Annotated in this window: 19 protein-coding genes; 12 read left to right on the top strand and 7 right to left on the bottom strand. The window is 61.1% G+C overall.

The window, feature by feature from the left end; genetic code table 11:
• Positions 1-5 precede the first annotated feature (5 nt).
• The 4 genes from WKF55_06820 to WKF55_06805 all read left to right on the top strand — a co-directional run bounded on the left by WKF55_06820 (position 6) and on the right by WKF55_06805 (position 4,823).
• Entirely contained in the window at positions 6-1,358 is a 1,353-nt protein-coding gene (locus WKF55_06820) for a protein kinase (GenBank protein ID MEJ7759289.1), read from the top strand.
• Between the two features lie 76 nt (positions 1,359-1,434).
• Positions 1,435-2,745, top strand: a complete 1,311-nt coding sequence (locus WKF55_06815; GenBank protein ID MEJ7759288.1) for a metallophosphoesterase — start codon at positions 1,435-1,437, stop codon at positions 2,743-2,745.
• A gap of 305 nt (positions 2,746-3,050) precedes the next feature.
• Positions 3,051-3,827 (top strand): hypothetical protein, encoded by a 777-nt coding sequence (locus WKF55_06810; protein MEJ7759287.1) that lies wholly within the window; start codon positions 3,051-3,053, stop codon positions 3,825-3,827.
• Positions 3,828-3,932: 105 nt separating this feature from the next.
• Entirely contained in the window at positions 3,933-4,823 is an 891-nt protein-coding gene (locus tag WKF55_06805; protein ID MEJ7759286.1) for a DUF4097 family beta strand repeat-containing protein, read from the top strand.
• 82 nt (positions 4,824-4,905) lie between these two features.
• Here WKF55_06805 and WKF55_06800 read toward each other — a convergent pair whose 3' ends face one another.
• Positions 4,906-5,688, bottom strand: coding sequence for a sulfite exporter TauE/SafE family protein (locus WKF55_06800; protein ID MEJ7759285.1), 783 nt, complete (start codon positions 5,686-5,688; stop codon positions 4,906-4,908).
• Between the two features lie 181 nt (positions 5,689-5,869).
• Here WKF55_06800 and WKF55_06795 point away from each other — a divergent pair, with 181 nt between their 5' ends.
• Genes WKF55_06795 through pdeM form a run of 5 tightly spaced genes read left to right on the top strand, consistent with a single transcriptional unit; the run spans position 5,870 to position 12,285 of the window.
• On the top strand, positions 5,870-6,319 hold the full coding sequence (locus tag WKF55_06795; GenBank protein ID MEJ7759284.1) for a cupin domain-containing protein: 450 nt from the start codon (positions 5,870-5,872) through the stop codon (positions 6,317-6,319).
• 38 nt (positions 6,320-6,357) lie between these two features.
• Positions 6,358-7,395, top strand: a complete 1,038-nt coding sequence (locus tag WKF55_06790; protein ID MEJ7759283.1) for a ligase-associated DNA damage response exonuclease — start codon at positions 6,358-6,360, stop codon at positions 7,393-7,395.
• Positions 7,392-9,020 carry an ATP-dependent DNA ligase gene (locus WKF55_06785; GenBank protein MEJ7759282.1) on the top strand — a complete coding sequence of 543 codons (1,629 nt, stop codon included), beginning with the start codon at positions 7,392-7,394 and terminating at the stop codon, positions 9,018-9,020. Before WKF55_06790 ends, WKF55_06785 begins: the two co-directional genes overlap by 4 nt.
• On the top strand, positions 9,017-11,611 hold the full coding sequence (locus WKF55_06780) for a ligase-associated DNA damage response DEXH box helicase (GenBank protein MEJ7759281.1): 2,595 nt from the start codon (positions 9,017-9,019) through the stop codon (positions 11,609-11,611). The genes WKF55_06785 and WKF55_06780 overlap by 4 nt, the downstream gene beginning before the upstream one ends.
• Entirely contained in the window at positions 11,608-12,285 is a 678-nt protein-coding gene (gene pdeM / locus WKF55_06775) for a ligase-associated DNA damage response endonuclease PdeM (GenBank protein MEJ7759280.1), read from the top strand. The genes WKF55_06780 and pdeM overlap by 4 nt, the downstream gene beginning before the upstream one ends.
• Positions 12,286-12,288: 3 nt before the next feature.
• On the opposite strand, the gene WKF55_06770 is transcribed toward pdeM, so the two are convergent.
• The 5 genes from WKF55_06770 to WKF55_06750 form a co-directional block, all read right to left on the bottom strand.
• On the bottom strand, positions 12,289-14,826 hold the full coding sequence (locus WKF55_06770) for a bifunctional YncE family protein/alkaline phosphatase family protein (GenBank protein ID MEJ7759279.1): 2,538 nt from the start codon (positions 14,824-14,826) through the stop codon (positions 12,289-12,291).
• A gap of 208 nt (positions 14,827-15,034) precedes the next feature.
• On the bottom strand, positions 15,035-15,280 hold the full coding sequence (locus tag WKF55_06765) for a CPXCG motif-containing cysteine-rich protein (protein ID MEJ7759278.1): 246 nt from the start codon (positions 15,278-15,280) through the stop codon (positions 15,035-15,037).
• 14 nt (positions 15,281-15,294) lie between these two features.
• Complete coding sequence (locus tag WKF55_06760; protein MEJ7759277.1) at positions 15,295-16,197, bottom strand: hypothetical protein; 903 nt, start codon at positions 16,195-16,197, stop codon at positions 15,295-15,297.
• Positions 16,194-16,598, bottom strand: coding sequence for a hypothetical protein (locus tag WKF55_06755; GenBank protein MEJ7759276.1), 405 nt, complete (start codon positions 16,596-16,598; stop codon positions 16,194-16,196). Before WKF55_06755 ends, WKF55_06760 begins: the two co-directional genes overlap by 4 nt.
• A gap of 5 nt (positions 16,599-16,603) precedes the next feature.
• On the bottom strand, positions 16,604-18,160 hold the full coding sequence (locus WKF55_06750) for a hypothetical protein (GenBank protein ID MEJ7759275.1): 1,557 nt from the start codon (positions 18,158-18,160) through the stop codon (positions 16,604-16,606).
• Between the two features lie 187 nt (positions 18,161-18,347).
• On the opposite strand from WKF55_06750, the gene WKF55_06745 reads away from it, so the two are divergent.
• Positions 18,348-18,755, top strand: coding sequence for a GntR family transcriptional regulator (locus WKF55_06745; protein MEJ7759274.1), 408 nt, complete (start codon positions 18,348-18,350; stop codon positions 18,753-18,755).
• Complete coding sequence (locus WKF55_06740; protein ID MEJ7759273.1) at positions 18,736-20,007, top strand: slipin family protein; 1,272 nt, start codon at positions 18,736-18,738, stop codon at positions 20,005-20,007. Before WKF55_06745 ends, WKF55_06740 begins: the two co-directional genes overlap by 20 nt.
• Here the strand turns inward: WKF55_06740 and WKF55_06735 are convergent.
• The gene (locus tag WKF55_06735) at positions 19,906-20,403 is read right to left on the bottom strand and encodes a DUF4440 domain-containing protein (protein MEJ7759272.1); all 498 of its coding nucleotides are present in this window, start codon (positions 20,401-20,403) and stop codon (positions 19,906-19,908) included. The genes WKF55_06740 and WKF55_06735 overlap by 102 nt on opposite strands.
• Before the next feature lie 230 nt (positions 20,404-20,633).
• Between WKF55_06735 and WKF55_06730 the strand changes: the two genes are divergently transcribed.
• The gene (locus WKF55_06730; protein MEJ7759271.1) at positions 20,634-20,984 is read left to right on the top strand and encodes a hypothetical protein; all 351 of its coding nucleotides are present in this window, start codon (positions 20,634-20,636) and stop codon (positions 20,982-20,984) included.
• The last annotated feature ends 14 nt before the right edge of the window (positions 20,985-20,998 follow it).

The raw sequence follows: 20,998 nt of genomic DNA, 5'->3' as shown, positions 1-20,998 counted from the left end.
GCACGATGGCAAAAAAACTGAGGGTCGGAGACACCATCCGCGGGTACCGCGTGACGAAAGTCTTCGGCCCGGGGATGATGGCGATATCCTACGGCGCTCAGGCGCCAGGCGGGGACAAGATATTCCTGAAGCAGTACAAATCCCCTTCTCCAACCGTGGTCTGGTACGCGCCCTTTGTCGATTACCAGCAGGAGCTGTCGAGCCGGATTCGCAAGGGGAAGGCAGCCCACTACGCGGTTCGTCTGATCGATGCGTTCGAGGAGCGGTGGGGAGGCCCGACGTACTTCGCGGCCTATGAATTTGTCGAGAATGGACGCGACCTGGACGACATGCTCGAGGAGGAGCGGGAGACTCACCGACGCACGAAAACAGCCCCAACCCGGGACCCCGCGGTCTGGGCCAGACACGTTACATGGGCCAAAGTTTTCATGGCCGGGATCGCTGCTCTCCATGAATCGAAAATCGTACATGCCGATCTCAAACCGGGAAACGCCTATCTGATCGAGGATCCGTCGATCGGTTCAGGGTACCAGCTGAAGATCATCGACACGGATTTTTCCGTGCTCACTGACCGGAAAGCGCCGTGGCATGGCCATCAGGGCTATGTCGGAACCGACAACTACCGGTCACCCGAGCACATGACACGCGGCGCGGTGCCAGTGCTCGAGTCCGACGTTTTTACATGCGGGCTCATTCTGTATGAGCTTCTCGTTGGAATGCATCCATACTGGCAGGAGGATCAGGCCGAGTATGCGAAACGTGTACGAGCGTATGACTTGAAGCCGCCAGCATTGCTGGGGACGATGCCGTCACCCGCGAGCAACGCCGAGGTGAGCGCGATTTTGCACCGGTGCCTTTCGCCGGATCCGAAAAAACGACCCACAGCCGCGGCAATCCGCGCGGCGCTGAGTGGGCGGGCGCCGCGAACAGGAACGGCCGCCGGGGCTGCAGGTGCAACTTCTCGCACTGTGCGGCCGGCTGCAGGATCGCCGATTGCGGGTTCCTCCACTGGCGCGAAAGCGGCGCCGGCAGCGGGATCGGGTTTGACGTCGGATAAAATCCAACTGGTTGCCGCGGGTGGTGAATCACTCCAGATCGGCGTTCGAACAGCTCTTGGCAAGGCAATCCTTCGCCGCTTCGGACCCGATGCGGAGTTCTGGGACTCGACGCAGTGCACTGTTGAGCGGCGCCCGGACAGACAATGGATTGTGACACCGGCGCTTGCGACCGTGAATGAAACGCTAGTGAATGGTGTCCCACTCACTGCACCCCGGATACTGAACGACGGCGACGTGCTTGCCGCGGGTCGCAGCGCAAAGGGAATATCCAAGCTTCCCCTTACGGCGCGTGTCGGCTGAGGCGGCCGCCGGCGAATCAAGCGCGCCGGATGATAATGCAGGATCAAAGGCCGGCGACTCCGGGATTGAACCGGCGTTGGAAACGGCTTCCGGGGCGCCCCAGGAAGCAGGGCCCGGTGAGGAAGCTGACGTTGGTGAGGGAGCAGACATCGGCGAGGAAGGAGACGTCGGCGAGGAAGCAGACGTGCCCTCCCGCGCGGCCCCCGAGATACACGGCGACCTTGGCCCTGATGAATCCGCTGCCGGCACATTGCCGGATGACCGGGAGCCGGAATTGGCCGTTGCGCCCATTCCGCCGGTCGTCGATGTCCGCGACCTCGACTGGGACGCCATCGCTGCGTCGCTTGGTCCGGGCGCTCTTCGCGCGCGTATCCGCGGGACGGTGGAACGGCTCGAGGCGCTGCTCGATTCTGAAGGTGGGGCGGGCATGCTGTTCGACGATCATCGAACGAGTAGGTCTGACCGCGCACTGCGGCTGACGGAAGTGTCCGACGAACCGCTCTGGTTCATCGGCGACATTCATGGTGACCTTCTCGCGCTGGATACTGCGCTTGCCCTGATAGACCGTGAGGCGGGCCGGGAAGGCGCCATGCGCGCGCGCATCGTTCTGCTGGGCGATCTGTTCGATGACGGAGGCTACGGTCTGGAAACGCTGCTTCGAGTTTTCGAGCTCATTCTCGACCGTCCGCAGACGATCTGCTTTATCGCCGGCAATCACGACGAAGCACTTGGATACAACGGGGCACGCTTCACGGCAACGATATCGCCATCGGATTTTTCCGATTTCCTCAACGAGAACCTTGCCCACGAATGGATCGGCCGGGCGGGAAAGCTGGCAGTGAGGATTACTGCCGATGCACCACGCGCGCTGTTCTTTCCCGATGGATTGCTTGCGGCACATGGTGGATTTCCTCTGACCGATCTTCACGCGAGCCTCGCGGCTTCGGGAGACTGGAACGATCCTCGATGCCTCACTGACTACGTCTGGAGCCGCGCTCATCCGCGGGCCCGGAAGAAGCTTCCGAACCGGATGTCGCGCGGAAGCCAATTCGGCTACGAGGATTTCGCCGCATTCTGCGCGCTTAGCCATACGCTCGGCCGGCCTGTGACGCACATGGTCAGAGGCCACGACCACGTTGACGAAAGGTTCGAAATCTATCCGGCGTATTCCCGCACTCCGGTGCTCACCACTGTCGCGCTTTCGCGGCGGCTCAAGCGCGAGTTGTACGGACCGTACTTGCGGGTACCAACCGTGGCACGATGGATCAGGGGATCACTGCCGCAGGTGTATCGGCTGCACCTGCCGGAAGCGTTAATTCGGAGCTGTTATCCCGAGGAGACAAGTGACGGCAGTCCGCCTGATCCTGTGGAACAGGTAGCAACATGAGTGGAGTGGCGCTCCGCTGCCCCACATGCGGGACAACTCAGATGAGACCGGGGGAGTGCGAAGCCTGCTCGGACGATCAGGTGCGTTACTTCTGTTCGAATCACAGGCCGGGCGTCTGGCTCGACAAGCCTGTATGCGCGCAGTGCGGGTCGAAATTTGGAGACTCGCCGAAACGCGAAGCACCGCCGGCGCCTCGGTCAGCGCCGACTGCACCGCCTCGCACTCCCCGGCGGCCGGAATCGCCACCGCCGCCTGTCCTGCGCGACATCGCGCCGCCGCGTGAGCGGGTCCGGGCGCGTCCGCCCATGGTACCCGAGCCAGAGGTAGCGCCCGAACGTCCATCGCTCGAAGACCTTCTCGAAATCCTGTCCCCGGGAGAGCGGGAGCGCGCGGGTTACAGAGTAGAGGAAGTTACGCGGCCTGAGCCGGCGCCTGCGGTCAAGCTTCCCTCGCTGCCGATCAAGGGTTGCATCGTCAGGTTTGCAATATTGGTGTTTCTGTTTATCGCGCTGGCGATCGGGGGAATCTTTCTGCTGGTCGGCGGGGGGATCGAAGGATTTGTGGTTGACCTCGGGCAGTCGACAGGTCTGATGACGGGAACTCCCGAGCAGACACAGCGTGGTATCGATGCGTTTCGCAGGGGTGATCTCATCACCGCAGAGCGGGAGCTGGCCCAGGCAGCGATGACGTACCCTCGTTCCGCGCTGGCGCTCCTTTACCTCGCAAAGATGCGAACTGATGCAGGTGATCTTTCACAAGCCGGCGACTATCTCCAGACCGCCGTTCAGCGCGAGCCGGACAACGGGTCGACACATCGCGAACTGGGCCTCAATCACCTTGCGAAGGCGACTGCCTCAGGGCGTCTTCAATCCGGCGAGCTCGTCTCAAGAGATGACCTCGTGGAAGCCGATCGCCATTTCGTGATTGCCGGCTCCCTTGCTCCGAACGACCGGGCGGCGGTCGGCTATCACGGCTGTGCATTGGCCGAACTGGGCGTCGAGGAGGAAGCCGTTCGGGTGCTGTCTCTGGCAGGAGATGGTCCGTGGCAGCGATGCCGACATGTCGCGTCGCCCCGTCGTTAGCGAAGCTTTGGCGAAGGGTTGGGAAACCATTGTCATGTCGTTCAAACCCTTCTCCAGCCGTGACAGTCCAATCCGGGTGACCATTCCCTCACCCGGAGCCATCCGATGTTGATTCGTGCAGCCGTTTTTTTTCTCCTGACCACTTCGTTCACCGACGTCGACGCTCAAGGCTCGTCGGAAGCCTCTTCTGCTGTGTTCCGTGGCGAGATGCAGCGTGGCTCGTGGCTTCGTATCCGCAGTCTCAGGGGGGCAATCGAGGTGCGCGAGGCGGCGGGAAATACTGCAAGCGTTTCCGCGCGGCGGCGATTCACCGCCCGGTCGCTGGGCCGAATCAGCTTTGAGACCCGTCGTGACGGCGAGAACGTCACTGTCTGCGCAATCTGGGAAAGCACCAGGCGCTGCGACGCGGACGGCTACGATTCCCGTGGTGGAAACGACAGCGATCTCGGCGTCGTCGACTTCATCGTCGAGCTTCCTAAAGGTGTCAAGCTCACGGCCGCAACCGGTAACGGGGCGGTGCACGTCCGCAATGCAGGCGAAGAGGTCAAAGCCAGCTCGGGGAACGGGGACGTCTCGGTGCTCGGGGCAAACGGTCGCGTGAGGGCCAGCTCAGGAAACGGAGATATCGAGATAACCGGTGCCGGGGGGCCGGTACGCGCAAGTTCAGGCAACGGAAGCATTCGCGTGAGCACGGCGAGGGGACCCGTCTCCGCATCGACCGGGAATGGTCGAATCGACGCTGAGATGACGTCGCTGGACACTGAGGGGGACATGGCATTCAGCAGCGGGAACGGATCGATCATCGTTACGTTCCCCTCGAATCTCTCGGCTGTCGTCGACGCGGGCGTTGCGGCAAAAAGTCTGACCACGGATTTCCCGCTTACGCTGCCCGCGAGGTGGAATTCAAGCCGGGTTCGCGGAACGATCGGCCAGGGCGGCAGGCATGTTCGCTTCTCGACCGGCAATGGCCGCGTGACGATTCGCAAAGGCCGGTAAGCCCTCGCTATCCGATCATCCGTTCGATCGTGTGACGGCGAAGCGGGGCACGCATGGCTCTGTGCGGCCTCGCACGCTTGTATCAGAACAGCGTGCCTGGGTGCGCGTTCTGATATAGCATGAAGCAACCGACCAGCAACAGCAGCGCCGAGAAGCCACGTTGCAAAGCGGCGCCGGACAGGAAGCGCGTCAGATATGTACCCACAAGAATCCCCGCGATCGCAAATGCAGTGAAGCTGCCGACGAATTCCCATTGCATGTCGACTGTGCCATGGTATCCGGCAAACCCCGCTGCAGAATTCATGGCGATCACCAGCAACGAAGTGCCGATTGCCTGCTTTATCGGAACACGGGCCGCGATGACGAGTGCCGGCACGATCAGAAACCCGCCACCAACACCAACCATTCCGGTGAGCACGCCAATCACAAGCCCCACGACGACAGTTTTCGGCGTCAAAAGCGTCAGCCGCTTGTCTGCGGAATCATCACCCGCACCGGCGGCACCTTGTGAAAAGGACGACCACATCATCAGTATCGCGGCGGCGAGAATGACAACCGAAAGCAACGTGAGCTGAGTGGCCCCCGATATCAGCACCGAGACGCGCGCTCCCAGATACGAGCCGGTCATCGCTATCAGGCCAAAAACAAACGCCGCTCGCGCCTCTACATTTCCGGCGCACCAATGGCTGATTGCGCCAGCGAGACTTGTCGCGCCAACGACCGGAAGGCTCATCGCGATCGCCGGTTTTGCGGCGAAGCCCAGCAGGTAAACAAACACCGGCACTGTCAGTATCGATCCACCGCCGCCCATAAGGCCGAGTGACGCGCCGATCAGCGCTGCCAGCGCGAATGCCAGGACTAGCAACGGATTGCCGATGTGGCGCCATTCACTTCGCTGCCCATTGGATCCTCATGATGATTGTCACAAGTTGCACCACGCCCTCGGCGACCCCAAGCTACACACTAAAACCCAGGGGAAAAATGCACAGACCTGGGCTATCAGAATTCCGGAACTTTTATGAACCGACAGCGATGGAGCTGACAATATGTCTGACGACACTGACGATCTTACCGCATACGTCGAAGGAAGCGACGGAATTCTCGTAATTCGGGCAGCCGGGACGAACCGTAGCTGGAACGGGATCCGATACAAGACAGGCCTCTCGGGAAAAAATACCGGGGCGCGGAAACTTTCCATGAACGTTGCGACTATCCCGCCCGGCGGCGTCGCGCATGCGCACATCCACGTGGATTTCGAGGTTATGCTCTACATCCTCGAAGGAAACGTGCGCCACGAGTATGGGGCCGGGCTCGATAAAAGCGTCGACAATCGCGCGGGGGATTTCATCTTCATCGAACCCGGGGTGCCTCACGAGGTCTGTAACCTCAGCGACGTCGATCCGGTTGTCGCTGTCGTCGCCCGCTCGGACGCAAGCGAATGGGAAAACATCGCCGATTATCCCAGCAAGCGCCGCCCCGCAGCCCGACGTCCATAGCCCTGCAGGGCTTGAAACCTGCAAACCGACGCACCCAAATGCCATCTGCCGACCTACTCCGCACCACGGATCGCGGGCTTTATTGCGAGGCCGGCGATTTTTACGTCGATCCCTGGATGCCAGTCGACCGAGCTGTCATCACTCACGCTCACGGCGACCATGCCCGATGGGGATCGCGCTCCTACGCGTGCGCCACAGAAAGCGAGAGGGTGTTGCGAACTCGCATCGGACCCGATGCATCGATAGAGTCATTTGGGTGGGGCGAAGGGTTCAGCATCAACGGCGTCCGAATTTCCTTTCATCCAGCGGGCCATATACTGGGCTCGGCGCAGATAAGGGTGGAATACGAGGGTGAGATCTGGGTCGTGTCGGGCGATTACAAGACCGAACCAGACCCGACGTGCACGCCGTTCGTGCCGGTTGCGTGCAACGTCTTTGTCACCGAATCCACATTCGGACTTCCAATCTACCGGTGGACAGCGCAAGCCGAAACGTTCGCCGACATGGCATCATGGTGGAGCGCCAACCGCGATGCCGGACGCGCGTCAATCGTGTTCGCCTACGCGCTTGGCAAAGCGCAGCGCGTTCTCGCCGGCCTCGCACCGTTCGCGCACGGCAGTTTTTACACACATGGGGCAGTTGAGCGGCTGAATCGGGATTACCGCGACACCGGCATCGCCTTGCCGCCGACTACATACGCCGGATCGGTGGAAAAGGGGCACGACTGGACGGGCGCGTTGATCGTTGCGCCGCCATCAGCAGCGGGCTCGACATGGCTCAGACGTTTTGGGCCTGCGTCGACAGCATTCGCGTCAGGATGGATGCGAGTGCGCGGTGCGCGACGCAGACGGTCGGTGGACCGTGGTTTTGCCCTCTCCGATCACGTCGACTGGCCAGCATTGATGACCGCTATCGACGCCACAGGGGCCGAACGCGTCATCGTCACCCATGGGTATCGCGACGCGGTGGTACGTGCGCTGCGCGAGCGGGGGCTTCGCGCGGAATCGCTCGCAAGCCACTGGGAAGGGGAGATCGAAGAGGATGTGGTCGCGCCCGGCGAAACGATACCCGAATGAAGCGTTTCGCCCGGCTTTTCTCCGAGATCGACTCCACCACCCGCATCAACGCCAAAGTCGACGCCATGAGCCGCTATTTCTCCGAAGCATCGCCAGACGATGCAGCGTGGGCCGTCTACTTTCTCAGCGGAGGGCGTCCCAAGCGACTTGTTCCAGTGCGCAGGCTCGCGGCCTGGGCGATGGAAGTCTCGGGAATCGCGGAATGGCTGTTCGAGGAATCGTATCATGCTGTTGGGGATCTCGCTGAAACGATTGCCCTCCTTTTACCTGAAAGCGCCGAGTCGAGCGATCTCGCGTTGCATCTGTGGGTTGAGGAAAAGCTGCTGCCGATCGGAAAAGCCTCTGAGGAAATGCAGCGCACTATTGTCGTCGAAGCCTGGCACGCGCTGGGTGGGGTAGAGCGGTTTGTGTGGAACAAGCTGATAACGGGCAGTCTTCGCGTCGGCGTTTCGCAGTCTCTGCTTTTGCGCAGCCTGTCGCGCGCGAGCGGAGTGCCGGAAGGAGTGATATCCCATCGCTTCGCCGGCGACTGGCAGCCTTCGGCTGCGGCGTATACGCGGCTCGTTGCACCAGGTACTGAAGCGCCGCAGGCATCGAGTCCCTATCCATTCTTTCTCGCATATTCGCTCGAAACCGAGCTGGACGACCTCGGCTCCGTGTTCGATTGGCAGGTGGAATGGAAGTGGGACGGAATTCGTGCTCAGCTCATCCGGCGCGATGGTCTTTCGTATCTCTGGTCACGCGGCGATGAGCTCATCACCGATCGGTTTCCCGAGATCATCGATGCATCGGTATGGCTCGCGGACGGAACCGTGATCGACGGCGAAATTCTGCCATGGCGGGACGGTCGCCCTCTCCCCTTCGCTCAGCTGCAGCGGCGCATCGGGCGCAAGAATCTGAGCGCCCGCATCCGTGCCGAAGTTCCGATCGTCATCCTCGCTTACGACTTGCTCGAGCTTGATGGAGAGGACTTGCGTGGCATGCCGCTCTCTGTCCGACGGGGGATGTTGGTGGAGATGGTGGGAGCAGTAAATGCCGAGTCGCGAATTCTCGTTTCGCCGGTAGTGAGTGCATCATCATGGGACGATATTCGCGCGGCGCGCGCCAAGGCACGCTCGCTTGGCTCCGAGGGGCTGATGCTCAAGCGCCGCGATACGCACTATGGCGTCGGCCGCCGCAAGGGCGGGTGGTGGAAATGGAAACTGGAACCTTATTCCGTGGACGCTATCATGGTCTATGCGCAATCGGGCCATGGACGGCGGGCACTGCTGCACACCGACTACACCTTTGCCGTCCGTGACGGTGAAGCGCTCGTGCCGTTCGCGAAAGCATACTCCGGCCTTACCGACGCTGAGATCCGCGAGCTCGACGTCTGGATCAGGCGGAACACCACAGAAAAGTTCGGCCCGGTGCGATCGGTGAAGCCGGAGCAGGTGTTCGAGCTTGGTTTCGAGGGAATTCAGGCATCGCCACGACACAAGTCCGGGATCGCCGTGCGATTTCCGCGCATTCTGCGGTGGCGTAAGGACAAGCCCGCGCACGAAGCAGACACTCTCGACATGTTGAAAGCACTGCTGCTATCCACGGACGGTGGAGTGGACGCCGTGGATCAGGGCAGCGATTGACGGCACGACCGCCGGCAGCGCGTGCCAGCGTTCCCGACGCTCCCGCGGCGAAGCAAGGTCAGAAAAAGCCCACGCGCCCACGATCCCCGCGGACTGGCAGAAAATCGGCGAATGCGCTGATTGCGGGATGGTTTGCCTCGCGAGGGTGGAAGGCGTTTTCATTTCAGCGCGAGGTGTGGGACGCTTACCTTGGCGGCGAGAGCGGGCTTATTCACGCGGCAACCGGTACCGGGAAAACACTGGCTGCCTGGGTGGGGCCGCTCCTGGAGTTTATCGCTGAAGGAAACGCGCACGATTCGACGGCGCCGCCAGGCAGAAAACGCTCAGCGCGCAACTCGGCGCCGCCGCTCCGGGTGCTCTGGATAACGCCGCTGCGCGCACTTGCCGCGGACACGACTGCAGCCCTGCTGCAGCCGGTCACCGACCTCGGTCTGCCGTGGAGTGTGGAGACGAGAACCGGCGACACGACATCTGCTTTGCGGTCACGCCAGGCGCGCAGGCTACCAACGGCGCTGGTTACAACTCCCGAGAGCCTGTCGCTGCTCATTTCCCGGGAGAATGCATCCGATCAGTTTATCCACTTGAGGGTGGTCGTGGTCGATGAATGGCACGAGTTGATGGGCACCAAGCGCGGCGTGCAGACTCAGCTTGCACTCGCACGACTGCGAGGAATCTGCCCGCAACTCCGCACGTGGGGTCTGTCGGCAACCATCGGAAACATTGACGACGCGAAAACCACTCTGCTCGGCCGCGCGACCATGGCGACGTCATCGCGAATGGTTCGCGGTGTCGAGCCAAAAAGTATCATCGTCGACTCGCTTATTCCCCCGGTGATCGAACGATTTCCGTGGGCTGGACATCTTGGCACGCAGATGGCGCCGCAGGTTGTTGCAGCGATCGAGGAAGGCGAGACGGCGATCGTATTCACCAACACCCGGTCGCAAACCGAGATCTGGTACCAGGCGATTCTCGCACAGCGTCCCGATTGGGCCGGCACGATCGCGCTCCATCACGGATCGCTCGACAGAAAGCGCCGCGACTGGGTGGAAGAGGGCCTGCGCACGGCACGTCTTCGCTGTGTGGTCGCGACATCCAGTCTCGATCTCGGTGTCGATTTTTCGCCAGTCGACAGAGTGATCCAGATCGGCAGCCCAAAGGGAATTGCGCGATTAACGCAGCGTGCCGGACGAAGCGGTCACCGGCCGGGAGCGGCAAGCAGAGTGACATGCGTTCCCACTCACACGCTCGAGCTCATTGAAGTCGCCGCAGCTCGAGACGGTGTCGAGTCAGGGGCCATCGAATCACGGTATCCGGTAATTCGTCCCCTCGACGTTCTCGCTCAGCACGTTGTCACCATTGCTGTCGGAGAGGGTTTTATGCCTGCCGAGCTGTTCGACGAAGTGCGCCAGACAGACGCGTTCGCTGACCTTCCGGAAGACGAATGGGACTGGGTGCTCTCATTTGTCAGCAATGGCGGTGAAGCGCTAAAGGGATATCCGGAATATTCGAAGGTGCGCGCCGATGCTGAGGGGCGCTGGCGTGTTGAGGACCGGACAATGGCTCGCAGGCACCGGATGACGATTGGCACCATTGTCAGCGACTCACACGTCGTCGTTCAGTATCTCCGCGGAGGCAGACTCGGATCCGTTGAGGAGTCGTTCATTGCCCGCCTTCGTCAGGGTGACCGTTTCTTTTTTGCGGGTGCGCCGCTGGAGTTTATCAGGGTGCGTGACATGGTGGCGTGGGTGCGGCGAGCGCCCAGCGTAAAAGGGGCAGTTCCGAGATGGGCAGGCAGCAGGATGCCGCTTTCGGGAGAGCTCGCTTCCGCTCTGCGCAATCGCCTTGGCGAAGCGGCACGGGGAGTATTCCGTGGCCCCGAGATGCAGGCCATTCAGCCCATTCTTCAGGTTCAGGCAAAGTGGTCGAGAATCCCTGGTCCCGGTGAGTTTCTCATCGAGCGGGTGGCCTCGCGGGAAGGTCATCACCTTTTTTTCTTTCCCTTTGAAGGCCGTCTGGTGCACGAAGGGCTCGCAGCCCTGTTTGCGTGGCGCATCTCGCGAATCCGTCCGATCACCTTCTCGATGTCGTCCAATGATTACGGATTCGAGCTGCTCTCGCCCGATGAAGCGCCGATAGAGGAGGCGCTCGCTAATGGGCTCCTCGATGCACACAATCTCGTTGGCGATATCCCTGCATCACTCAACGCAACGGAGATGGCGCGACGACAGTTCAGGGAAATTGCGCGCGTAGCGGGCCTTGTTTTCCCTGGATTCCCACGGTCGGGCAAGACCGACCGCCAGCTTCAGGCCTCGAGCGGCCTCTTCTTCGATGTATTCATGAGGTACGACGCGGGCAACATGCTGCTCGGCCAGGCGCGTCGCGAAGTTCTGGAGCGACAGCTGGAGCGCACGCGGCTTGGTCTTACGCTGCAACGCATCTCCGCGGCGCAGGTTATTGTGATGAATCCGAAGCGCACGCCGCCGCTTGCGTTTCCGCTTCTGGTCGACCGGACGCGGGAGCGCGTGTCGTCGGAAAAACTCTCCGATCGTGTCAAACGGATGCAGCGGGCTCTCGAGCGGGCGGCTGGGTGAGCGAGGCAGTGCCATGCGGCGACTGCACAGTCTCGCTCTTCGGACAGACACTGGCACTGATGCCGGAGCGGGCTGTGTGGTGGAGGGACACCGATACACTGCTCGTTGCCGACCTGCATTTCGGGAAAGCGGCGGCGTTCAGAGCCGGCGGCATCCCCGTTCCGTCCGGCACGACCCACGAGGCGTTGGACCGACTGCAATCCATTGCCCGGCGCACTCGCGCGCGCCGCATCGTGTTTCTCGGTGACCTGCTTCACGCGAAAGCGGGAAGGTCAATCGATGTGCTCGATGCACTCTCAGACTGGCGAAAGGCGAACAGTGATCTCGAGCTGCTGCTTGTGCGCGGCAATCACGACCGTCATGCGGGAGATCCGCCCGGGGAGCTCGGTATTCGCTGTGAGAACGCCCCATTCCTGATCGGCCCATTCGCGATGAGCCATTACCCGGCAGTACATCCGGATGGATATGTCATCGCCGGCCATGTTCATCCCGGCATTCGCCTCTACGGAGCCGGTCGCGAGCGGGTACGCCTTCCGTGCTTCGTGTTTGACGAAAGCTCGGCGATCCTTCCTGCGTTCGGTGATTTCACCGGACTCGCCAATATCGAACCAGAGCCGGGACGGAGTACCTACGCCATTGCAGGAGAAGAGGTAGTTCGCATTAGTAACATATAGCTACTATTTGTGGCCCACCTTGAGGTCCAGCGCGCTCATCCGCGTCGGTCCCGGATAACGTGAGCCGTCGCCCTTGATCGCCCGCCACAAAACGCGGTTGAACGAGTCTTCATCGGCGACATCCTCCACCCGCAGATCGAGGCGCGCGCTCTCTCTTGCGTTGGCGCCGGTACGGGGGTTCATCTCCGTCAGCGACACCGATGGGACAAGCACCGAATACGGACGCAGGTCGGGAGAAGATGCGAATACCTCGCGCAGAGGCCGGCCGTAGTAATCGAACTGAGACATCGAGCCGAGTCCCAGAATCTCCTCCATCGTCAGCAGCGCATCGGTGGTATTTGTAAAACGATGGATCACGCCGGGCCTGTTGTAGGGGGAGATGACAAAGAACGGCGAGCGGTGCGAGTCGAAGTGATCCGGTCCGTTCTGCGCATCATCTTCGAGCACGAATACGACAGTATTCTTCCAGAAGGCGGAGCGGGATAGTGCATCGATCATGCGGCCGAGCGCGAGGTCGTTGTCCGCCATCATCGCGCGCGGAGTGGGTGAGCCCGCTCGGGCGCCAGCGGTGTGATCGTTGGGTAATCTCACGATCTGAAGCTTTGGCATGACGCCACGTCTCTCGAATTCACGCAAGTCCGCCAACCAGACGTCTGCCCGCACCTGATCCTTTATAGAAAGATCGTAACCAGGGAATCGCGGATTCGTGTTGGCGGCAAGAAACGGCTTGTTCCCCCGGTAACCATCCGGCAACGCGCTCGTATCCCGAACTGCAGGCGGCACGACGAACTCGCCATAATTGCGGAACGTAATCCCTTTCTTTTGAGCGAGATCCCAGAGATAGCCACTCGCCGGCTCGGCCACATCATCCTCCGGGATAAAAGCCGCTCCCCATCCGCGATTGGTGCCCTCGTAGTCGTAGGTTCGACCCCTTCCGGAGTAATTGGACGGCACCGTTTTCTGCAGGTAGTCAGTAGTGTACGCCGCCATGCTCCAGTTGTGGCCGTCAGGACTTACTTCAGCGTTGACGAAAAAACGATCGTAAAGTCCGAACCGCTCGGCGAGCGCATGGTGGTTCGGACTGACCGGGCGAGGGAAGAAGACAAGCGATGTATCTCCGTCACCGAGCGGCAGATCGCCGAGCACCTGGTCGTAGGTGCGGTTTTCCTTGATGATGTAGATGACGTGCTGAAATGGTGGATACGTGAAGCGCTTGCGTCGCGGCGCATCCCAGCCATTCGCGCGCGCAACCACCCCGGTCAGACGCGCGAGCTCTGCGCCGGCCGTGCGGGCAAACGGAATCACTGTCATCGTCCCGGACAATTGGCCGAGTGTCCGGGCACTGTCTGGCCTGACGGCAGGGTTGCGGATGGCGCCGGGTTGCGGGCCCCCGGTATTCGAGGAGGTCCCGCGGCCTTTCGCATCGATCACGTAAAGTGTGTCGCCGATGGCGAGCACACCGGACGGATACCAGCCCGTGGCGACACGTCCGGCGAGGCGATCCGATCCGGTCGCGCCGGCAACATTGGATGTGCGAGCGGTAAGATCGAAGATGCCGATTGCGTTGTTATCCGCCTCGGCGACATAGAGCCGGGTACCGTTTTCGGACAACGCGAGCGCATTGGGGGTGCTACCCTCGGCTGGTCCTTCAGGAGGGGGATCGAGCAGTTCCGCCACCACTGCTCGCGTTCTCGTGTCAACTACAACCACGCGGTCAGTGCTTCCAGAAGCGATGAACAGGCGCGAGCCATCCCGATTGAGAAGCAGCGCTGATGGGTGTCGAGCGACGGTGAGTTTCCCGGTTGCTGACAGTCCGCCATTCCCGGTCGCCCGGAAAGTGTGCACCGATCGGCCTCCCCATGCTGATACATAAACAGCGCCGTCCGGCGCGACGACGACTCCGTAAGGATATCGCTCGGTGGGAAATCGTGCCTTTACTCTGCCTGTCGCTACGTCGAGTACTGCGAGAGCGTCGCCCAGGTTTTCGGCTACATACAGCGTGCGCCCGTCCCGGGACAATGCGATGCCGGCGGGATATCGTTTTCCGGACTCGCCCGGTTTTTTCGGTCCGAGTATGAGACTGTCTACGAGTGCAAGCCGCCGATCCCGCCACGAATACCTGTAGACCACGTCCTGGTTGCCACCGGACGCGTACACCGATTCGCCGGTGGGCGAAATAGCGATGCCGAGAAACGCCGCGGGTTGAAGCATCGTCTGGAGCACTGCACCGGACTGGCGGTCGACGACCTGCAATCCCTGCTGACGCCAGCCGCTCAGAAGCAGGAGCATTCGATCCCGCTCCGGGGTGAGCAGCATGCTCAGCGGGAATGACCCGACGTCGAATGAACGCCCCGCGGGGGCTAGCCGAGCTCCGGTCGGGAGACGCGGCTGCAGGGCCGTGGAGGAATCACCACCGGCGGCAGGCGGCGGTTGCGGTCCGCGCTTGCACGCTGCGAGGAGTGACAGCGCCCCGCAGAAGCAGAGCAGGCGCAGAATGAGATGACGACGGAAGTGTTGCCGGTCCCCTGACGTTTCTCTCATGAGTCTCGAACGTTGAACGGTGGCGTCGCGGCCGGTGACACTCCGGAAGGCCCGGCGACTAGTCTGTTCACCGGGGCCGCTGAAAAGGAAATCTGGTTTCGCCCGAAGTGCCCCGGCAAGAGATCGATCGACGCCCCACAAGACGCCCCTCGAATTCTGTAGCGCGTTCGTTACCTGCGGCGAAGGTTCCCAGACGTTTTCGGGGGGTCTATTCGTCCAGTGCTGCGAGTTGCACGTTTGGAAAACCCTCCACGAAGCGCAGGCTGACTCTCCACGGATTGCAGCAGACTTCGCAATCTTCCACGTACTCCTGCACGCTCCCGCCCCCCGGGTCGACGGCTATCGTGACTCCCTCCCCGCAGCAGGGGCAGACAACCGCACACGAGGTTTCCGCCGATCCGTCGCCGAGGGGGAACTCTTCATTCAACTCGCTATCATCGTCTCCGTTCGACATCGAGAAATCCTCCCTCAAGGCATCCGACCTCCGTTCAACCGCCTTGCGACATCCTTGCCAGACACCTTCGCGATGGCAAGCACGGATTCGGTCCAGGCCAGGCTCAGGGTTTCCACTTCGTTGTGGGTGAGAATTCTGTCACCGTCCCGCGCCCGCTTCGTGATTCGATCCGCCCTTGCCGCACACCCAGTGAGTATCGGCTCGACCGTCCCCGAAAATCCGGCTCCTGCCAGATTCAGGTAGTACTCCGATCCGGACAATAGGCTGACCGCACGCGCGGCACTCTCCGGGAAAGTCCGCGGCGGGACCAAGCCGAGGCGGAGAAACGGAATCGTCCAGTTTTCCGTGGCAAACATTCCCTGTGGGTTGGGGCTCCACAACCATGCATGGAGTATCGAGAGGCGCATGCCCTTTGCCGCGGATGGAGCCGTGTGATGGTCCGGCAGCAAAGCTTCTTCGTCGAGCGTCCCGTTGTGCTCGTGCCAGACAGCATTTCTCCCAAATATGGCTGGAGGCGACTGCCCGAACGCCAACGGTGCTGCGTACACCACCCCGGTGAGCACAGGTCGTCCTTCGACCTTGATGTAGGTGAGTAGCGCCGGCTCCGTTACGTCAAACGTGTCCGCAACAACATGACGGGGATTGATCCAGTGCTCGCCCATCGAAGGCACGTCCGGCCCGATTCGCCGGTAGCCAGCGGCGACGGCGGCTCGACGGTCGCGAAACCCAGCTGCAGCAGCCTTTGTCGCCGCGAGGAGTTTTGCGACATGCCCATCTGTTGCCGTTGGAGCAACCACAACGTGTGCGTGTCCCGGCGGTTCGTTATGCGATGTCTGGGCGCCAGATGTTGCATTTATACCGACCAGCAGCATACCAGTTACGCAAACGCGGGCGGCCAGGAATCTGAGCGCGTTCATTGGACTGTCACGATTGCTGCCTGGCCGAGCTGCGCCAGAAGCTGGCGTTCGACCTCGGGGGTAAGTCCCTGCGGGAAATGGCTGACGAGGCGCAGTCGATCAAGGTTTTCCCGCGATGGCCGTTCCCCCGCGGCCAACTTGTATTCACCCTTCATCTGACCGATCGTGAGGCCGCCGAGCGATGCGAAGGGAAAAAAGGAAAGCTGCTTCTGCGCGGAGAGGACGACGCCATCATCGCGCACGGCCACGAGCTCTCCGGAGATTGCGCCGCCCCGTGAGACGACAGTCGCCTGGGCCCCGCCTGGAATGGTGGCAATTGCAAGATCCTTCCCCGATTTCCCGATAACGCAAGCCGACAAAGCCAGCAGCGAAAGTGCCACGCCTGTTCTGAATGGTGTCATGATGTTCACCTTGCGGCGATGCGGGAGGAATAAAAATGACGCTCCATGTCATCCTGCTTTACGCGCCACTGGCGCATTGCTTTGAGGAGGGTCGCGTTCGACGGAACGAATTTCTCGCCTGATGCAGCCTTGATCCAGCTGCCCCGTACCCATTCCGTGTAATAACCTTGCGATGCAAGCATGAAAGTGCGGGCCGGGGACGCCTGCACTCCCGCTTCAAACTCGACTCGAAAAGACTGTCCAGGGGATGTAATGAGGTATCCCTCGTCCGAGTCCACGACCGATGCAAGCGCCGCCTTGTTCTGTCCCGGGTCACCCATTGCAACGCGGGCGGCTGGGATCACCCGAGTTGCCGGCCTTCGCCACGACGTGGAAGTCCGGATGGCATCAATCCTCCAGTCGTCAGCGACGAATGACAGCCTGACTCTCACATTGCTGCCGCTGCTTCGGACGGCGGGCACCATGAGCGCGACCCGGTGAAATGCAATTGGTCCCGAATCACCTATGCGCGCTACCTGCCTCCATGTGCTCCCGTCGAGAACTGAAACGCGCATCCCCATGTGTGAGCTGTACCATTTTGCCATCTCGACAGCCCCGGAAATGTTCTCGAGATCCTTTCCGAGAAAATCGAGCGACTTGATTCCCGGCGCGCCAAGGATGTAATGGTAGAGCAAGACAGTGTTGAGAAGACTGTTACGCATGTCCATGATGACGGCGATGCTGTCAGAGCCGGGCGGGACCGGAACTACGAGGTCAATCCAGTCGTCGAGATCGGCTTCGGTAGCGTTCTTCCTGGTGGTCGAATTGCTGCTGAACACGACTTCATCGGCCGCGCGGACCGCGCGCGAAATGTCGTCGCCGGCGCGGTTACGGATCGAGTGTGAAGGGGCAATCTTCGACACCGCAACTGCACGCCCGCGCTGATCAGGAAAGATGGACTCTTCCTGGTCGTGGGTCGCTTCAATGATCTCGATGTGATTTATGTAGTGGGTCTCCAGTGCCTCATTCCGGACATTGAGCGTGAGCCTGCCATCTTTTGTCGGCGTGAGGCGGAGCCGGTCGACATCGCGTTGCTCGAGGAGGGGCGCGACGCTGTAGGAAAATCCCTCGCCCTGAAGCAGTTCGACACCTGCGCTGTCAGCGTAGAACGTCGGGCATGAACCGAAGATGGCGATGTACGCCCCAACGGCGGCCACGTATGTGAGCGCACCTGCCGCTGTCGTGGCCGCAACCGACTTGGCCACATTGACCCGGCGGTCGTAGGCTTCCATTCCGACAACGCTGTCGAGCGGAATACTTGTTGCCTGAGCCCCCGTTGCAGAGCCGAGCGGGTAGCGCAATCCGCTGCCGTTCAGAAAATTGCCGGAAAGAGTTACACCATTGGGATATACGACTGTGGAGCCGTCCGTCAGGTGAGCTTTTACGGGGGACTGCACAACCGCCGGCGGTTTCTGCAGGTTGACCGGCTTGATTGTCGGACTCTGGAATACGCAGGCCAGCAGCCCGATACATGCGGCAGCAAGCGTGGCGGGATACAACAGCCGCACCTTGGGTTCTTTCACAGTTGTCACAACGCAGTCCTCATGAGCAGGTAGGCCAACTTTCTGGAGGCATGCCAGCGGGTCTCTGGCCTGCCCGGGTCAAACGAACAAGTATTTCATTTGTAAATGCGCGCCGCTTCGCGACTCACTGGCCGCCAATCTCGGCGTAAAGGTGTGAGCGCGATATACGTACGATGACGTAGTACAAATGGCCATGTTTACAGTCGACCCCAGGGATCCAACGCCGCTGTACGCCCAGCTCGAAAGAGCGATACGGACGGCGATCGCCACCGGAAAGCTGCAGCAGGGAGCAAGGCTGCCAACGGTGCGCCAGCTGGCGGTTGATCTGCACGTCAACGCCAACACCGTCGCCAGAGTATATGCGGCCCTCGAGCGGACGGATGTTGTCGAGACACAGCGTGGAGTCGGCACTTTCGTGCGAGCCAGCCCGTCGGCTTCAGCCGTTCATGGGAACCGGGAGCGGGAGCTCGAGCGCGACATCTCGCGATTCATTCCGGAAGTGCTGGCTCTCGGATACTCGATTCCCGACATAATCACTTATCTCAAACTCCGCATTGAACAGGAGAAGGATTCCAATGCTCGTCCTCAACGATAACCAAGGTGTTTCGAAGAACGGCAGCTCGCTGTCAATGCCGCGCACCAATATCGTCGCCATATTCATTCTGATTGCCTTCCTCGCGGCCGGCGGTGTGGCGACCGTCACGTCGCGGAACCCGGTCTGGCTCGTCATCGGCGCAATCTTCGGGTCGATTTTCTGCCTTTCACCTCGCGTCGCGAATCAGTGGGAACGCGGCATCGTGCTGCGTCTGGGCAGATACGTCGGACTCCGCGGACCCGGGCTGTTCTGGGTTATTCCGCTGCTCGATCGCGTGTCATCGTGGATCTATCAGCGAGTGGTGACTACCAGTTTCGCGGCAGAGGAAACGCTGACGTCCGACACGGTTCCGGTGAACGTCGATGCTGTTCTCTTCTGGATGGTACATGATTCCGAGAAAGCAGCGCTCGAGGTGCAGGACTACGCTCAGGCGGTAAGCTGGGCAGCCCAGACCGGTCTGCGCGATATCATCGGCCGCACCTCACTCACGGATCTGCTGCGCGGACGCGAGCGCATTGAAGCGGAGCTTCAGCTGCTTATCGACGAGCGGTCGAACCCATGGGGTGTGACGGTGCAGTCCGTGGAGATGCGCGACGTCGTAATCCCCACCTCGCTGCAGGACGCGATGTCGCGAGAAGCTCAGGCCTCACGTGAAAAACAGGCTCGCATCATTCTGGGTCAGGCGGAAGTCGAGATCGCAACGCTATTCGAGGAGGCATCGCGCTCGTACGCCGGCAACCCAACGGCGCTGCACTTGAGCGCGATGAACATTCTGATGGAAGGGCTCAAGGAAAGGTGCGTTGATGCTGGTGCCGAGCTCCGCGGTGGAGTCGATGGGAATCGGTGGCCTGATGGGCGCGGCAGCAATGAGGCAGCAGGTGCTCACCGAAGCCGAGCAGAAACCTGCGCTTGGGCCCGGGACCGTAGTTATCTAGAACCCGGCGAGGGTTACTCTGACAGAACCGGCGTGCGGCAATCAAGAGCAGGCACTGTTCCGCGCGCGCGCCCGCCGTTCATCCGCGCAAGTCCGAGCAGGAACCATGACCCCGCAACGTGCGGGTTGGCCCCTCACTGCCCGGGTGTAAGCATCATCATGTATAGCAGGGCGCCACTCGTCGCCCAATGCATGCCTCACCACCGTATTTCGGGCTCAATTGTACAAATCAAGCATGATCCGCATCGTACCGTCCCGCTGTCTCTTCCAGATTACGACGAAATCACAAACATACGTGCTCTGCCGTCCGTCACTTGACGTCGAGGTCAGTGTCGACACTCCAATTTGGTAAGCTTCCGCCCGACTTCCGCCAACCTCGACGATCTCGAGTTTCCATGCGCCCGGCTTTCGGATACCCGCCCAATACCGATCGATCGCCACGCGCCCCTTTACCGTTTGCCGCCGGGGGCCGACAATGCGCGCGCTATCAGCGTAGAAGCGCGCGACGGTAGATGGTTCCTTGTCGAATGCCGCAACCATCGCTGCGTTGAGCGCTTTCACCTCTGCACGCAGCGCAGAGTCCGCGACCACCGGCGAAGCGCCTGACGGATCTGGCGGAGCCGTGGCTATAACCGAGCTGCCCATTGCCGCGAGCACGAAGCCGGATATTGAACTGGCGATGAGAGTAAGACTCATTACGGATTGAAGTGCCATGAAAAACGCCTCCGTGACCGGGTGACGAAACAGGTTGTTATTGCGCTGCAAAGTGCTGCCTTGCCACTCGACTCTCAACGGTGTCGTGATGAAGCGGCCTTCCTGTGGAACGAACCGGTACGCTGCACCCCGCAATCGCGCCGCGGACGCTCGGCGGCATACGTTGTGCGAAAGTTGCCCCCACCCTGATGTCGTCGCTCAGGGATCGACCTGGATAATGGAGGCAGCAAATGGCAGGCACTGAATCGGACAATGGCCACGGGACAGTCCGGATTCCCATGGAAGACACGGCATCCCGAACGATCCGAATCGGCAAGACTCTGGCAGAAGTGCGGGCGGCATGGACGGCAGCGAAACTGCCCGGAAATCCTGAGTTCGTTCCCGCCGCTGAGAACCGCGGTATCGATCTGACGGTTGAAATCGACAAGCACTCCGACTCAGATGCTGACCACCTGCTTTCGGCATACGAAGGGAAAAGTATCGCTCAGCAGCTCGAGTCGGCCTTGCGCGATTTGAAAGCCAGAATCGAGACGGGTGAAATCGCGACGATACAGGGACAGTCATCCGGCCGCAGTGCCTGACCGCGCAATGACAG

The organism is Gemmatimonadaceae bacterium (genome assembly GCA_037721215.1).
GTDB lineage: Bacteria > Gemmatimonadota > Gemmatimonadetes > Gemmatimonadales > Gemmatimonadaceae > UBA4720.
Note: the sequence above shows the minus strand (reverse complement) of the source record. Positions and strands in the feature narration are given on the sequence as shown.